At 72.8% G+C, this 15170-nt stretch carries 10 protein-coding genes and 1 pseudogene; 10 read left to right on the top strand and 1 reads right to left on the bottom strand.

Features of this window, described 5'->3' with window-relative positions:
• Window positions 1-74: 74 nt before the first annotated feature.
• The 9 genes and pseudogenes from B082_RS0112205 (at window position 75) to B082_RS0112240 (ending at window position 12008) form a co-directional block, all read left to right on the top strand.
• The gene (locus B082_RS0112205) at window positions 75-1280 is read left to right on the top strand and encodes an ROK family transcriptional regulator (RefSeq protein WP_018552080.1); all 1206 of its coding nucleotides are present in this window, start codon (window positions 75-77) and stop codon (window positions 1278-1280) included.
• 100 nt (window positions 1281-1380) lie between these two features.
• A complete protein-coding gene (locus B082_RS40395) occupies window positions 1381-1452 on the top strand; it encodes a putative leader peptide (RefSeq protein ID WP_317824983.1) in 72 nt (23 codons plus the stop codon).
• Between the two features lie 322 nt (window positions 1453-1774).
• Window positions 1775-3367, top strand: a complete 1593-nt coding sequence (locus tag B082_RS0112210; protein ID WP_018552081.1) for an ABC transporter substrate-binding protein — start codon at window positions 1775-1777, stop codon at window positions 3365-3367.
• Between the two features lies 1 nt (window position 3368).
• On the top strand, window positions 3369-4313 hold the full coding sequence (locus tag B082_RS0112215; RefSeq protein ID WP_018552082.1) for an ABC transporter permease: 945 nt from the start codon (window positions 3369-3371) through the stop codon (window positions 4311-4313).
• A gap of 5 nt (window positions 4314-4318) precedes the next feature.
• Window positions 4319-5206 carry an ABC transporter permease gene (locus tag B082_RS0112220; RefSeq protein ID WP_026249705.1) on the top strand — a complete coding sequence of 296 codons (888 nt, stop codon included), beginning with the start codon at window positions 4319-4321 and terminating at the stop codon, window positions 5204-5206.
• Entirely contained in the window at window positions 5203-7059 is a 1857-nt protein-coding gene (locus tag B082_RS0112225) for a dipeptide ABC transporter ATP-binding protein (RefSeq protein WP_018552084.1), read from the top strand. The genes B082_RS0112220 and B082_RS0112225 overlap by 4 nt, the downstream gene beginning before the upstream one ends.
• Before the next feature lie 125 nt (window positions 7060-7184).
• Window positions 7185-7993, top strand: a pseudogene (locus tag B082_RS36035) (formylglycine-generating enzyme family protein).
• Window positions 7990-10305, top strand: coding sequence for an arylsulfatase (locus B082_RS0112235; RefSeq protein ID WP_018552086.1), 2316 nt, complete (start codon window positions 7990-7992; stop codon window positions 10303-10305). The pseudogene B082_RS36035 and the gene B082_RS0112235 overlap by 4 nt, the downstream one beginning before the upstream one ends.
• Before the next feature lie 158 nt (window positions 10306-10463).
• Complete coding sequence (locus B082_RS0112240) at window positions 10464-12008, top strand: MFS transporter (RefSeq protein WP_018552087.1); 1545 nt, start codon at window positions 10464-10466, stop codon at window positions 12006-12008.
• Window positions 12009-12032: 24 nt separating this feature from the next.
• On the opposite strand, the gene B082_RS0112245 is transcribed toward B082_RS0112240, so the two are convergent.
• Window positions 12033-14324, bottom strand: coding sequence for a glycoside hydrolase family 3 N-terminal domain-containing protein (locus B082_RS0112245; RefSeq protein WP_018552088.1), 2292 nt, complete (start codon window positions 14322-14324; stop codon window positions 12033-12035).
• Between the two features lie 158 nt (window positions 14325-14482).
• Between B082_RS0112245 and B082_RS0112250 the strand changes: the two genes are divergently transcribed.
• Window positions 14483-15082 (top strand): TetR/AcrR family transcriptional regulator, encoded by a 600-nt coding sequence (locus tag B082_RS0112250; RefSeq protein WP_018552089.1) that lies wholly within the window; start codon window positions 14483-14485, stop codon window positions 15080-15082.
• Window positions 15083-15170 lie beyond the last annotated feature (88 nt).

Genomic DNA, 15170 nt, shown 5'->3' on the forward strand with positions numbered 1-15170 from the left:
ACAGGGCCCGTGCGAATTCACGCCGCCGTAACGTTGCGAGCGCCCCGCCGGCGCAGGACCGAAGGAAGGCCCTTATGACTGCCGCCCCCCGCCTCTTCCGCGCCACCGGTGACGGACGGCGCGAGACCAACGCCGCCACCGTGCTGCGGACCGTCCTGGACCACGGGCCCGTCGCCCGCCGGGCGATCGCCGAGCGCTCCGGCCTGAGCCAGGCCGCCGTCTCGCGGCAGTGCACCGACCTCGTGAACCTGGGCCTGGTACGGGAGTTGCCGGAGCTGGTCGCCAGCAACGGGGTGGGCCGCCCGCAGATCCCGGTCGACCTGCACACGGGGGAGGGCGAGGGGCCCCTGGCCGCCGGGGTCCACATCGGGGTGCCCTACTCGACGTTCGGGCTGCTGGACCTGCGTGGCCGGCTGCTCGACCGGCGCACCTTCCCGCACGACGGCATCGCCCCCGGCGACCTGCCCGCGAAGATCGTCCGGGGGCTGCGCGCCTTCCTCCGGGACGCCGGGCGCGGCAGGCGGCTGCTGGGGGTGGGCGCGGCCCTGGGCGGCTGGGTCGACCCCGGCACGGGCACGGCCGTGCGCCACGCCATGCTCGGCTGGGCCGGCCGTCCGCTGGCCGCCGAACTCGCCCGTGGCCTGGACGGCTTCGAGGTGCGCGTCGACAACCACGCCCGCGCGGTCGCCCAGTCGGAGATCCTCTTCGGCCGGCCCGAGGCACGGCGGAGCCTGGTCCACCTGTTCATCGGCAACGTGGTCGACGCGGCGCTCGGTATCACCGGGGTGGTCCACCAGGGGCCGGGGTCCGGTGCCGGGGACGTGGCACACCTGCCCGTGCCGGACTCCACGGTGGTCTGCCCGTGCGGCCGGTCCGGCTGCCTGGAGGCGACGGTCTCCAACGTCGCCATGGCGCGGACGGCCGTACGCCGAGGCATCGTGCCCTGGCCGGACGCGTTGCTGGTGGTGGACGCGGCGGCGGCGGGGGACCGGCGCGCGGACCGGCTGCTGCGCGAGCGGGCCCGCGCGGTCGGCCGGGCGACCGCCCTGCTGCTCGACGTCCTCAACCCGGACCTGGTCGTCGTCACCGAGCACGCCAGCCTGGTCAATCCCGAGTACCTGGAGGAGATCAGGGGCGCGGCGGTCGACCACTCGCACGTCTGCCAGGACCCCGAACGCATCGTCAGTCCGCATGCCGGGACGGCCGTCCTCCCCGTCGCGGCCGGTGCCGTCGTGCTGAACTCCCTTTTCAGAAGCCCCCTGACGACGTCCCTGCGGTAGCCGCCCGGCGGAGGCGGAAAGGTGCGTCGTACCAGGATGCGGACGCGGCAGGTTGACCGCCCGCCGAGGCCGCTGTCATATTGCTCCCGTGAACCCGGACATGCGCCTCATCTCCCGCAGGCACGTCGACCTCTGTCGACAGGCCAGCGCGGTCTGTGCCGTCCACAGCTGACCCGGACCGCAGCTCCCAGGGCTTTCGCCCGGCCGCTCCCGTCGCCCCGCTGACCCGTCACCGGGGAGCCGTACTCCCCGGGCACCGTCGGATCACCCGGGCCCGGCTCCCCGTCACGGCCCGACCGGCCGCACATTCCTCCTCGCGGCGGGCTCCCCTTCTTCCGCCTCCGTGCTGATGCCGTGCGCCGCCCACGCGGCCCGGCACGTCCTTCGACCAGCGCCGCCCCGTCGCTTTATTCGTCCCGCAGCGGAACGAATACGGCCCCGCGCTCCGCCGCGCCCTCACCTTCACCCTTTCTCACCGTCACAGGCAGGCATCGATGACCGAGCTGTACCCCTTCACGCCCTCCGGTCCGACCCGGCGCTCCACCCTGCGCGCCGCAGGCGGCGGCGCCCTGCTCCTCGGACTGGGTCTTGCGGGCTGCCGTTCGGCCGTGTCCGACACCTCGTCCAGCCCGCAGGGCGCGAGCGCCGCACCCCACCGCGGCGGCGTGCTGAACGTCGCCGTCAACGCCGACTTCACGCCGGCCCTCCTGTTCGCCCAGAGCGGCCAGTCGCTCCAGCAACGGCTGATCTACAACACCCTCACCCGCTACGACGACGACCTCCGCCCGAAACCCGAGCTCGCCACCTCCTGGACGTATGCCAAGGACGGCCGCAGCATCACGCTGCGGCTGCGTGAGGACGTGACCTTCCACAACGGGCGCGAGTTCACCGCCGACGACGTCGTATTCGCCGTGAAGAACCTTCAGAACCCGGTGCGAGCAGCCCAGTTGCGCAGCACGGCGGCCACGATCACCGGGTTCGAGAAGCGCGGCGACCACGAACTGGTCCTCAAGCTGGCCCACCCGGTCAACAACCTCTTCGACCTGTTCGAGTTCATGATCATCACGGACCCGGAGAGCGTCGAGGACGCCGTCGCCGGGAAGAAGTTCATCGGAACCGGCCCGTTCGAGCTGAAGAAGTGGAGCCCCGGCTCCGGCCTGAGCCTCACCCGCAACGACGCGTACTGGCAGCCCGGACGCCCCTACCTCGACGGGGTCGAGCTACGGGTGATAGCCCAGGCCGACGCGCTGATCTCGTCGTTGCGCTCCGGTCAGTCCCAGCTCTCCTTCGACGTCCCCGGCAAGAGCATCGGCGTCGTCAAGGGTGAATCCGGCCTCACCATCAGCGACTACGACACCGGCGCCGGAGCCATCTACCTCGGCGTCAACACCACCGTCGCCCCGCTGAACGACCGGACCGTCCGCCAGGCACTCGCCCGGGCCGTCGACCGCGACCGGCTGGTCGCCCAGACCCTCGGCGGCTACGGTCTCGCCTCCGCCGCGCCCTGGCCCAAGTCCTCGCCGGCCTTCACCGAGGCCCACCGCACCCACTACACCCACGACCCCGCGAAGGCGCGGGCGCTCCTGAAGTCCGCCGGGCACAGCAGGCTCGACCTTCCGATGCTGCACATCGCGCTGCCCGGAGAAACGGCGATCGCCGAGTCCATCCAGTACGACCTGAAGCAGATCGGCGTCCACGTCACGCTCCAGCCCACCGACGGGGCCACCGCGCAGAAGAAACTGATCTCGCAGGGCATGCCGGCCCTGTGGTCCATGGGACACGGATTCGCCCAGGTGCAGCCCTCCACCCTCGCCGTGAGCGCGTACCCCTTCAACGAGGCGAAGAACACCTCCAGATACCGCTCCGCCGAGTACACCGAGGTCGTGCAGGAGGCCTGGACGAAGCCGGAGACCGACACGGCCGCCGCCAACGCCCTGCACGAGAAGATCTCCTCCATCCTCCTGGACGAGGCGTTCCTCATCGACCTCGTCGTGCGCGGGCAGCTCCAGGTCTCCGCCGCCCGGCTGCACGGCGTGACGCTCAACAAGTTCTCCTACCTCAACCTCGACAACGCCTACCTGGTGTGACATGCGCAGCTACCTGATCCGGCGGCTGCCGTCCGCCCTCCTCGTCCTGCTCGCCGCCTCCTTCCTGATCTTCACCATCCTCCGGCTGGTCCCCGGCGACCCCGCCACGACACTCGCCGGGCCCGACGCGGACGCGGCGACCGTCGCCGCGATCCGTGACCGGCTCGGCCTCGACGCACCCCTGCTCACCCAGTACGCCCACTGGATCGGCTCGCTCCTGACGGGCGACCTCGGACCCTCGTACGCCATCGGCGGACAGACCGCCGACCTCATCGGCGACTGCCTCGGCGCCACCACCGAACTGACCGTGGCCGCCCTCGTGTTCGTGATCGTGCTCGGCACGGCGTTCGGTGTGCTGGGGGCCACCTCGCGCAGCCGCTGGCTGACGGCCGCCGTCCGCGTGATCACCACCGCCGCCCTGGCCGTACCGCCCTTCGTCAGCGGGGTCCTGCTCGTCCTGCTCTTCGCCGTCGCCCTCCCGGTGCTCCCGCCGGGCGGCCGGGTCGCCTTCCTGACCGCCCCCGACCTCGCCGTCCAGTACCTGGTGCTGCCCGCGCTCTGCCTGGCGCTGCCCAGCGCCGCCGTACTGGGCCGCTACCTCAAGGACGGCATCGAACGCGGCCTCGCCGAGGACTACATCCGCACCGCCACCGCCGCCGGAATCGCCCCGCGCCGGCTGCTGTGGCGCCACACCCTGCCCAACGCCCTCCCGCCCGTCGTCACCCTGCTCGGCATGCAGGTGGGCAACCTGCTCGGCGGAGCCGTACTCGTCGAGGCGATCTTCGCCTGGCCCGGCCTCGGTCAGCTCGCCGAGCAGGGACTCCAGCGCCGCGACTACCCGGTCGTCCAGGACCTCCTGCTGCTCCTGGTCGCCGTCTTCGTCCTCGTCCAGCTGCTCACCGACCTCGTCCACGCCTGGCTCGACCCCCGGATCAGGTGGGAGTGACCCTGATGACCCCGACGACCGACCTCCTCACCGCCGCCCCGCCCCCGGCCGCCCGCAAGGCACGCCGCCCGGCCCGCAACCGCCACCCCTACCGCAGCGCCCTGTCCACCGCCCGCGCCCGCACCGGCCTGGTCCTCGTCGGCGCGGTGGTCCTCGCCGGGCTGCTCGCCCCGCTCATCGCCGGACACGGGCCCACCGACCAGAGCGGCCAGAGCCTCGCCGCCCTCGGCACCCCCGGGCACCCACTGGGCACCGACGACCTCGGCCGGGACCTGCTCAGCCGGGTCCTGTACGGCATCCGCGCCGACCTCGGCATCATCGCGCTCGCCGTGCCGACGGGGGCCGCGCTCGGCTGCCTGTTCGCCCTCGTCGCCGCCGCCCACCCGGTGGCCGACGTCGTCGTGCAGCGGGTCTTCGACCTGCTCCTCGCCTTCCCCGGCCTGATCCTGGCGCTCGCCGTCACCGCGATCCTGGGCCCGGGACGCATCCCCGTCATCCTCGTCATCGCGCTCGCCGAGGTCCCCGTGTTCGGCCGGCTGCTGCGCAGCGGGGTCCTGGTCCAGCGGGAACGCGAGTACGTCACCGCCGCCCGAGTCGGCGGGAGTTCGGCCCCCAGGCTGCTCGTCCGGCACATTCTGCCCAACGCGGCCGACCCGCTCGTCGTGCAGATCGCCGTCTCGCTGACCGTCGCCGTCTTCATCGAGGGAGCGATGAGCTTCCTCGGCGTCGGCGTACGGCCACCGGAACCCACCCTGGGAGCCGTCCTCAGCCAGTCCATGCCCTACCTCGCCCAGTCACCCCACTTCGCCGCGGGTCCCTTGATCACGGTGACCGCGCTCGTCCTCGGACTCTCGCTCGTCGCCGAGGCGCTCAACCGGGAGGTACGCCGATGACCGCCCAGGAACTGCTGGAGGTCCGTGACCTCGGCATCGAGTTCACCGCCCCCGACGGGTCGCCGCTGCGCGCCGTGCGCGGCCTCTCGTTCACCCTGCGCCGGGGGGAGACCCTGGCCGTCGTCGGCGAGTCCGGCTCCGGCAAGTCGACCACCGCGCTCGCCCTGACGCGGATGCTGCCTGGCACCGGCCGCATCACCACCGGCACCGTCCGTCTGGCGGGCCGGGACCTGGCCGCCGCCGGGGACGAGGAGCTGCGGGCGGTGCGCGGCGCCCGCATCGGCATGATCTTCCAGGACCCGATGACCGCCCTCAACCCCGTCCTCACGGCGGGCCGCCACATCGAGGAGGTCCTCCGCGCCCACGGCAACCGCGACAGGGCCGCCCGCCGCGCCCGCGCCGTCGAACTCCTGGACCGGGTCGGCATCCCCGAGCCGCACCGCCGCGCCGGCGACTACCCGCACCAGTTCTCCGGCGGCCAGCGTCAGCGCGTCCTCATCGCCATGGCCCTCGCCGGCGAACCCGACATCCTCCTCGCCGACGAACCCACCACCGCACTGGACGCCACCGTCCAGGACCAGATCCTCACCCTCCTCGCCGACCTCAACCGCGAGACCGGCACCGCGCTCGTCCTCATCACGCACAACATGGGCGTCGTCGCCCGCGCCTGCGAACGCGTCCTCGTCATGTACGGCGGCACCGTCGTGGAGGACGGCCCCACCGCCGAGGTGCTCACCCGCCCCCGCCACCCCTACACCGCGGGCCTCCTGGCCGCCGTACCCCGCCTCGCCACCCCCTCCGGCACCCGCCTCACCGGCATCCCCGGCAGCCCGCCCGACCTGACCCTGCTCGGTGACGGCTGCGCCTTCGCCGACCGCTGCACCCTCGTCGAGGACCGCTGCCGCACCGCCACCCCGCCCCTCGCACGGGTGGCGGCGGACGTACGGGTGGCCTGCCTGCCCGCCGCCGGACGCACCGGACCCCTGCCCGCCCCCGCCCCGCCCGCCCCCATCGACCGCCCCGTACCCGGCGCGGTCGTCCTGGAGGCGGACGGCCTGACCAAGACCTACGGGGGCCGCGGCTCCCGCAGGCGCGGGGCACCGGCACTCGACGGGGTGTCGCTGACCCTCGCGCAGGGCGAGACCCTGGGCATCGTCGGCGAGTCCGGCTCCGGCAAGTCGACCCTGGCCCGGGTGCTGGCCCACGCCCACAGCGCGGACGGCGGCACCCTGCGACTGCGCGGCGAGGACATCACCCGGCCCTCCCGGCGGGCGCTGCACACGGTGCGCCGGCAGATCCAGATGGTGTTCCAGGACCCCTACGCCTCGCTCAACCCCCGCCTGACGGTGGGCGAGATCGTCGCCGAACCCCTGATCGCCTTCGGCCTCGGGGACCGGGACTCCCGCCGGGCGCGCGTCGCGGAACTCCTCGAACTGGCCGGCCTCGACCCCGCCGTCGCCGCCCGGCACCCCCGCTCCTTCTCCGGCGGTCAGCGCCAGCGCATCGGCATCGCCCGCGCCCTCGCCCCCGAACCCTCCGTCCTCATCTGCGACGAACCCGTCTCCGCGCTCGACGTCTCCGTGCAGGCACAGATCGTCGGCCTGCTCACCGACCTCCAGCGCGACCTGGGCCTGTCCCTCGTCTTCATCGCCCACGACCTCGCGGTCGTCCGGCAGGTCAGCCACCGCATCGCCGTCATGCACCGGGGCCGCGTCGTGGAGACCGGCAGCGCCGACGAGGTCTGCGAGCACCCCCGTGACCCGTACACCCGCGCCCTGCTCGCGGCGGCGCCCGAACCCGTACCCCCGGCCCCCCGTGCCGAGCACGCCGAGAAGACGGGAGCCCTCGCATGAACGCGTGCTGCACACCGGGCCGCCCGTGCGCCGGCGTACTGCCCCTGCCGTCGGTGCGCCGGACCGCCCCGCCGCCGGCCGTGGCCCACCGGCGGATGGCCGAACTGCCCGGCGGGGTCTTCCGGATGGGCGACGCCTTCGGCGAGGGCTACCCCGCCGACCGCGAGGGCCCGGTGCGCGAGGTGACCGTGGCCCCCTTCGCCATCGACACCGCCGCCGTCAGCAACGCCGACTGGGCCCGCTTCGCCGACGCCACCGGCTACCGCACCGACGCCGAACGGTACGGCAGCTCCTACGTGTTCCACCTGCTCCTCGCCCCGGCCGCCACGCGCCACGTCATCGGGCAGGTGCCCGGCGCGCCCTGGTGGCTCGGCGTCGAGGGCGCCAACTGGAGCGCCCCCGGCGGGCCCGGCTCCTCGGCCGGGCCGACCACCCCGTCGTCCACATCTCCCACGACGACGCCCGCGCCTACTGCGACTGGGCAGGGCTGCGCCTGCCCACCGAGGCCGAGTGGGAGTACGCCGCCCGCGGCGGACTCGACGGCGCCCGCTACCCGTGGGGCGACGAACTCACCCCCGGCGGACGCGAGATGTGCAACATCTGGCGCGGCGCCTTCCCGCACCGCTCCGAGCGGCCCGGCGGCCGTACCGGCACGGTGCCCGTCACCGCGTACGCCCCCAACGGCCACGGCCTCCACAACACCTCGGGCAACGTCTGGGAGTGGTGCGCCGACGCCTTCGGACCCGGCGAACGCGTCATCCGCGGCGGCTCCTACCTGTGCCACGCCTCGTACTGCAACCGCTACCGCGTCGCCGCACGCTCCCACAACACCCCCGACTCCTCCACCGGCCACGGCGGCTTCCGCTGCGCCCGCGACCTCACCCCGCGCCTTCCCCCGCCCGCCCCGACCCACGACGGAGCCTCCCGCCGATGACCACCAGCACCCGCCGCGACCCCTACGACGGCTTCCCCGGCCGCATCGGCCGCACCTTCGCCGCCTCCGAACCGGCCTGGCCGGCCGCCCGCACCCCGGGCGAGAAGGCCCCCAACATCGTCGTCGTCCTCATCGACGACATGGGCTACAGCGACATCGGCCCCTTCGGCTCCGAGATCGAGACGCCCACCCTGGACGCCCTGGCCGAGGACGGCGTACGCCTGAGCAACTACCACACCATGCCGCTGTGCTCCCCGGCCCGCGCGGCCCTCCTCACCGGCCTCAATCCGCACCGCGTCGGCTACGCCATGGTCGCCAACTCCGACCCCGGCTTCCCCGGCTACGGAATGGAGATCGCCGACGACATCCCCACCCTCGCCGAACTCCTCCACGACACCGGCTACGCCACCTACGCCGTCGGCAAATGGCACCTGGTCCGCGACTCCGCCTCCAACGCCGCCGACGACCGCGACAACTGGCCGCTGCGTAAGGGATTCGACCAGTACTACGGCGTCCTGGAGGGACTGACCAGCCTCTTCCACCCGCACCAGCTCGTCCGCGACAACAGCCCGCTGGACATCGACGAGTTCCCCGACGACTACTACTACACCGACGACATCACCGACCAGGCCATCTCCATGGTGAAGTCGCTGCGCGCCCACGACCCGGACAAGCCCTTCTTCCTCTACCTCGCGCACAACGCCGTCCACGGCCCCCTCCAGGCCAAGGACGAGGACATAGCCCGCCACCGCGGACGCTACGACGAGGGCTGGGACGTGCTGCGCGAGCGCCGCTTCGCCGCCCAGCTCGCCGACGGCCTCTTCCCGCCCGGTACCGAACTGCCCGAACGCAACAGCGAGGCCGGGCTCGACGTGCCCGCCTGGGACAGCCTCACCGAGGAGCAACAGCGGCTGTACGCCCGCTACATGGAGGTGTACGCGGCCCTGGTCGACAACATCGACCAGAACCTCGGCCGGCTCACCGCCACCCTCGACGCCCTCGGCGAACTCGACAACACCATCATCGTCTTCACCTCCGACAACGGAGGCACCGGCGAGGGCGGCGCGGAAGGCACCCGCTCCTACTTCAGCCGCTTCGTCCACCACCCCGCCCTGCCCGGCGACTGGACCCCCGACGTCGACCGCGACCCCGGACTCATCGGCGGGCCGCGCAGCCTGGTGCACTACCCGCGCGGCTGGGGCATGGCCTCCAACACGCCCTTCCGCCTCTACAAGGGCCACACCTACGCGGGCGGCGTCCGCGTGCCCTTCGTACTGTCGTGGCCGAGGGGCACCCGCGAGGGCCGGCTCGCCCCCGGGCTGCGCCCGCAGTACCAGTACGTCACCGACATCGCGCCGACCCTGCTGGAGCTGGCCGGCCTGGAGCGCCCGGAACAGCGGCGCGGCGTCACACTCCAGGAGCCGGACGGCGCCAGCCTCGCGCCCGTGCTCGCCGACCCGGAACACGCCTCCACCCACCCCGAGCAGTACTGCGAGATGACCGGCAACCGCAGCTACTACCGGGACGGCCGCAAACTCGTCACCCTTCACCGGCCCGGCGCGCCCTACGACGACTCCGAGTGGGCGCTCTACGACATCAGGACCGACCCCACCGAGATCCACGACCTGGCAGCCCAGCAGCCCGGCCTCGTCAAGGAACTCTCCGCCGCCTGGGAGCAGGCCGCCTGGCGCAACGGCGTCTTCCCGCTCCCCGACGGCAGCGGGGCACTCGCCCGGCGCAACCCTGCCGAGCAGCGCCTCACACGCCCGCTGACCCTGCTGCCCGGCACCCCGGAGCTGGAGCGCTACCGCTCCTCGCGGCTGGTCGCCCTGCGCTCCTTCGAGATCGCCGTCGCGATCGAGGAGACGGGGGAGGGGGTGCTCGTCTCGCACGGCGACCAGGGCGGCGGCTACAGCCTGTACGTCGAGGACGGCCGCCTGCACTTCGCGTACAACGAGTACGGCGTGCTCCACGAGAGCGACGCCGGGCCCCTGGCGCCCGGTGAGCACCTCGTCGTCCTCGCGGCAACGGCGCGGACGGGGCTGCGCTGGAGCTTCGCGGTCGGTGTCGACGGCGAGGAGCGGGCAACCCCGCCGAGCGTCCACCAGCTCATCGGGATGGCCCCCTTCCAGGGCATCAGCGTCGGCGTCGACCGCAAGTCCCCCGTCTCCTGGCCACTGTTCGAACGCCACCGCTCCTTCCGCTACCGGGGCCGGCTGCGGTCGGTGACCTACACCCCCGGTGAGCCGGGTCCCGACTCCCCGGAGGCCGTGGCGGCGGCGCTGAAGGAGGCGGCGGCCGCCTTCGAGTGAGCCCCGGCCGGTGCCGGCGGTCCCGGACCGCCGGCACCGACGGCCCGTCCGCCGTACCCGGAGATCGATTCGCGACGGCACACGGGCAGGTCTAACGTCGATGGAGTGAACGATCGCGTTCACTGACGGCACACGAGCGCCGGCGAACGAACGAACCTATGACGGGCTCCCACGCGACAACCCCGAAGGCCACCGAAACCCCTCGGAAGGGGCGAGGCGGCGGGATCGCCCTGCTCGTCATCTGCTCGTGCCAGCTGATGGTGGTCCTCGACATCACCATCGTGAACATCGCCCTCCCGCACATCCAGACCGCCCTCGGCTTCTCCACCGAGAACCTCTCCTGGGTGATCAACGCCTACACGCTGACGTTCGGCGGTCTGCTCCTGCTGGGCGGGCGACTGGGCGACATCCTGGGCCGGCGCAGGGTCTTCATGACCGGCGTCGCCCTCTTCGTCCTCGCCTCGCTGCTCGGCGGCCTCGCCCAGGAGTCGTGGCAGCTGCTCGCCGCCCGGTCCCTCCAGGGCGTCGGAGGCGCGATCGCCTCGCCCACGGCGCTCTCCCTCATCACGACGACCTTCCGCGAAGGGCCCGCCCGCAACCGGGCGTTCGGCGTGTTCGCGGCCGTCTCCGCGGGCGGCAGCGCCATCGGGCTGCTCGCGGGCGGCCTGCTGGTGGAGTGGCTGGACTGGCGGTGGATCTTCTTCGTCAACGTGCCCATCGGTGTGGTGATCGTGCTTGCCACCCGCCGCTACATCGCGGAGTCCGAGCGCCACCCGGGGCACTTCGACGTCATCGGCGCCCTCACGGCGACACTGGGCATGGTGTGCCTGGTCTACGGCTTCATCCGGGCCTCCGAGGAGGGCTGGAGCAACACCCTCACCCTGGGCGCGTTCGCCGCGGCCGTGGTGCTGCTCGGGCTGTTCATCGCGATCGAGAGCCGGTCCCGGCAGCCCATCACACCGCTGTGGATGTTCCGCGACCGCAACCGCGCGGGCACCTACGGAATGATGCTGAGCCTCGCCGCGGCGATGTTCGGGATGTTCTTCTTCCTGACCCTGTTCGTGCAGAACATCCTGGGCTTCAGCCCCCTGCGCACCGGCCTCGCCTTCCTTCCGGTCAGCGTCATCATCGCGATCGGCGCCGGATTCACCTCCCGGCTGCTGCCGCGCTGGGGCCCCAAGCCCTTCATGGTGACCGGGGCCGTGCTCGCGGCGGTGGGCCTGGGCTGGCTCACGCAGACCGACGTGCACAGCTCGTACCTGGGCAGTCTGCTCGGCCCGGTGCTGGTGTTCGGCCTCGGTATGGGCCTGCAGTTCGTGTCGCTGACGCTGATGGCGCTGTCCGGCGTCGCACCCCACGAGTCGGGCGCGGCCTCCGGAATCCTCAACACCACACAGCAGGTCGGCGGATCGCTCGGCCTGTCCATCCTCGTCACGGTCTTCGGCACGGCCAGCCGCAACGAGGCGACGGACCAGGTGCCGAAGTTCATGGCCGAGGCGACACCGGCGCAGCTGGCACAGTTCCGCAGGACCGGACAGCTCCCGGGCCACTGGGGCGACCAGGTGCTGGCCTCGGGCGTCTCCACCGCCTTCCTCGCCGCCGCGGCCTTCGCCCTCGTCGCCGCGCTCATCGCGCTGTTCGTCATCCAGGTGCGCCCCTCGGACCTGGAGCGGCTGCGCGGCAGCGGGCGGCCGGGCCCGTGAGCACCCGGCCGCCCGCCCCCGGCGTCAGCCCTTGACGGTGAAACCCGCCCGCAGCAGATCGTCGTCGCGCGACGAGGGACCGACGAGGAGTTCGAAGGCGCCGGGCTCCACCACCCGGCGGCCCTCGGCGTCGACGAGACTGCACGCGGCCACCGGCAGTTCGATGACGACCTCGCGCGACTCACCGGGAGCCAGCGTGAGCTGGCGGTAGGCCTTGAGTTCCTTCTCGGCCCAGGTCACCGACGTGACCGTGTCACTCACATACGCCTGCACCGTCTCCAGCGCGGGACGCCCGCCGGTATTGCTGACGACGACGCGCGCCCGCAGTGTGTCGCCCGCGCCCAGGACATCGGTCAGCACCTCCAGGTCCGAGTAGGCCACGGTCGTGTAGCTGAGGCCCTCCCCGAACACGAACGCCGGCCGCTGTGTCAGATCCGCGTACCGCGTGCCGTGCTGGCCGCGCAGCTGGTTGTAGTACGTCGGCTGCTGCCCCGCGTGACGCGCGAACGACACGGGCAGCCGTCCCGAGGGCTCGACGAGGCCGAGTACCAGCTCCGCCACCGCCCGGCCGCCGGCCATGCCCGGGTTGAAGGCGTGCACGATGGCCGCCGCGCGGTACGCGGACGGCGGCAGCACGAGCGGTTTCGAGCTGATGACCACCACGGTGAACGGTGTGCCCGTCCCGGCGAGCGCGTCCAGCAGCGCGATCTGCCCGCCGATCAGCTCCAGGGTCGCCGTCGACCGCCCCTCACCGACCAGCTCGATGCGGTCGCCGACCACGGCGACGACGTGGTCGGCGGCCTCGGCGGCGGCGACCGCCTCGGCGATCAGCGCCTCGGACGGCTCCGCGGGGACCACGATCTCGGGCCGGGGCTGCCCGTCCGGGAAGAAGGCGCCCTCCGGGTCCGGGCCCACCGTCAGGATGTCGGCCCCGCGCGCGTGGGTGACCGACCAGCCGGCGGGCACATGCTCCCGGAAGCCGTCGAGCACGGTACGGATCATGGCGCGCGGATGGCCCTCCGGCAGCCAGTCCGCCTGCCCCGACGATCCCGCCCAGTCCCCGAGCTGGGTCTGCGCGTCGTCGGCGTTGGGCCCGATCACGGCGACCGTACGCGGTGCCGTGCCGGCCCCCGCGACCGCGCGCCCGTCCGCGCCCGCCTCATAGCCGCCGTCCAGCGGCAGGGTGCCGTCGTTGGCCAGCAGCACCAGCGAGCGGCGGGCCGCTTCGAGGTTCAGCTCGCTGTGGCCGGCACTGCCGATGACCGCCGCCTGCCGGGCCCGGTCCGGGTGACGCGGGTTCTCGAACAGGCCCAGCTCGAACTTGAGCGTCAGGATGCGCGCGACCGCCGCGTCGATCGCCGCCTCGTCGAGCCGTCCCGCCGCGACCGCCTCCTGCGCGCCCGCGAAGAAGTCGGGCGTCGTCATCACCATGTCGTTGCCCGCCCGGACCGCGGCGGCCGCCGCCTGCGCGTGGTCCGCGAAGACCTTCTGCTCCCACACCATCCGGCCGACGTTGTCCCAGTCGGTCACCAGGGTCCCGGTGTAGCCCCACTCGCCCCGCAGCACCTCGTTCAGCAGCCAGTTGTTGACCGTGACCGGGACGCCGTCCATCGACTGGTAGCCGAGCATGAACGTACGGCAGCCCTCCTTGGCCACCCGCTCGAACGGCGGCAGGAACCACGAGCGCAGCTTGCGCCGCGAGATGTCGGCCTCGCTCGCGTCCCGCCCGCCCTGGGTCTCCGAGTAGCCCGCGAAGTGCTTGGCGCACGCGAGGACCGCCGTCGGGTCGTCCAGCCCCTCGCCCTGGTAACCGCGCACCATCGCCGACGCCAGCTCGCCGATGAGGAACGGATCCTCGCCGAACGTCTCGCTCACCCGTCCCCAGCGCAGGTCCCTGGTGATGCACAGCACCGGCGAGAACGTCCAGTGGACCCCGGTCGCCGCGACCTCCACCGCCGTCGCCCGCGCCACGCGCTCCAGCAGCTCCGGGTCCCAGCTCGCGGCCATGCCGAGCTGGGTGGGGTAGATGGTGGCGCCCTCCCAGAACGAGTGCCCGTGGATGCAGTCCTCGGCCACCAGCAGCGGGATGCCCAGCCGGGTCCGCCCGGTCAGCTCGGCCGCCTCCAGGACGCGTTCGGGCGAGGCGTGCAGGATCGACCCCACGTGCATGTCCTCGATGAGGTGCCGCACTCCGTCCTTGGCGTTCAGCTGGAGCATCTGACCGACCTTCTCGGGCAGCGTCATCCGGCCGGTCAGGTCGGCGACGCGCTCCGGTACGGACAGGCGGGGGTCGAGATAGGGCAGGGAGGAGCCCACAGGAGTTCCTTTCAGGACGTCGGCGACGTTCTCGTCGGGGCGGTACGCGGAGGCCGCGCTCCGGGTCCACCGTACGCTGAATCCCGACCGGGTGGTAAGTATGTGAGTATGCGAGCGTACCCAGCGGGGCAGTCCGATGTGACCGGGGAGCGTGCCGAGTGACCGGCGATGAGCGGCGTGGTTACGCGAAGGGCCGGGCCAAACGCGAGGAGATCCTCGACCAGGCCATGGCGATGTTCGGAGAGGCCGGATACCGGGGCGCCTCGCTGCGGGTGATCGCCAACCGCTGCGGCATCTCGCATCCCGGACTGCTGCACCACTTCCCGACGAAGGAGTCGCTGCTGCTGGCGGTCCTCGAACACCGCGACGCCGTGGACGGCGAGTGGCTGGAGGCGGGCCGGCCCACCGGTGTCGACCGGCTGCGCCGGCTGGTCGACCTCGCGGCGCTGAACGCCCAGCGGCGCGGCATCGTGGAGCTGTTCTGTGTCCTGTCCGCCGAGGCGACCTCCGCCGACCACCCGGCGCACGCCTACTTCGTGGAGCGGTACCGCACCTCGGTCCTGACCACGCGCGTCTCCTACACCGAGGCCCGGGACAAGGGCGTGCTGCGTGAGGGCATCACCCCCGGCGAGGCGGCTCAGCAGCTGATCGCGCTGATGGACGGGCTCCAGACCCAGTGGCTCCTCAGCGGCGGGGCGACCGACATGGCGGACGTTCTGCGGGCCCATGTGCAGGCGCAGTTGACCGTGCCGTTCTGAGCGGGGGCGGGCCGGCGGGGGAGCGGGGCCGGACGGCCGTGCCGCACCTCTTTACGGCCTTGTCATGTGCCGGTAACTTTCTTGCGCA

The organism is Streptomyces sp. ATexAB-D23 (assembly GCF_000373645.1).
Classification (GTDB): Bacteria; Actinomycetota; Actinomycetes; order Streptomycetales; family Streptomycetaceae; genus Streptomyces; species Streptomyces castrisilvae.

Excerpts from the sequence above, each read along its gene's own strand:
- B082_RS0112235 (WP_018552086.1), top strand. The coding sequence starts at position 7,990 with ATGACCACCAGCACCCGCCGCGACCCCTACGACGGCTTCCCCGGCCGC.
- B082_RS0112225 (WP_018552084.1), top strand. The coding sequence starts at position 5,203 with ATGACCGCCCAGGAACTGCTGGAGGTCCGTGACCTCGGCATCGAGTTC.
- B082_RS0112240 (WP_018552087.1), top strand. The coding sequence starts at position 10,464 with ATGACGGGCTCCCACGCGACAACCCCGAAGGCCACCGAAACCCCTCGG.
- B082_RS0112210 (WP_018552081.1), top strand. The coding sequence starts at position 1,775 with ATGACCGAGCTGTACCCCTTCACGCCCTCCGGTCCGACCCGGCGCTCC.
- B082_RS0112205 (WP_018552080.1), top strand. The coding sequence starts at position 75 with ATGACTGCCGCCCCCCGCCTCTTCCGCGCCACCGGTGACGGACGGCGC.
- B082_RS0112220 (WP_026249705.1), top strand. The coding sequence starts at position 4,319 with ATGACCCCGACGACCGACCTCCTCACCGCCGCCCCGCCCCCGGCCGCC.
- B082_RS0112215 (WP_018552082.1), top strand. The coding sequence starts at position 3,369 with ATGCGCAGCTACCTGATCCGGCGGCTGCCGTCCGCCCTCCTCGTCCTG.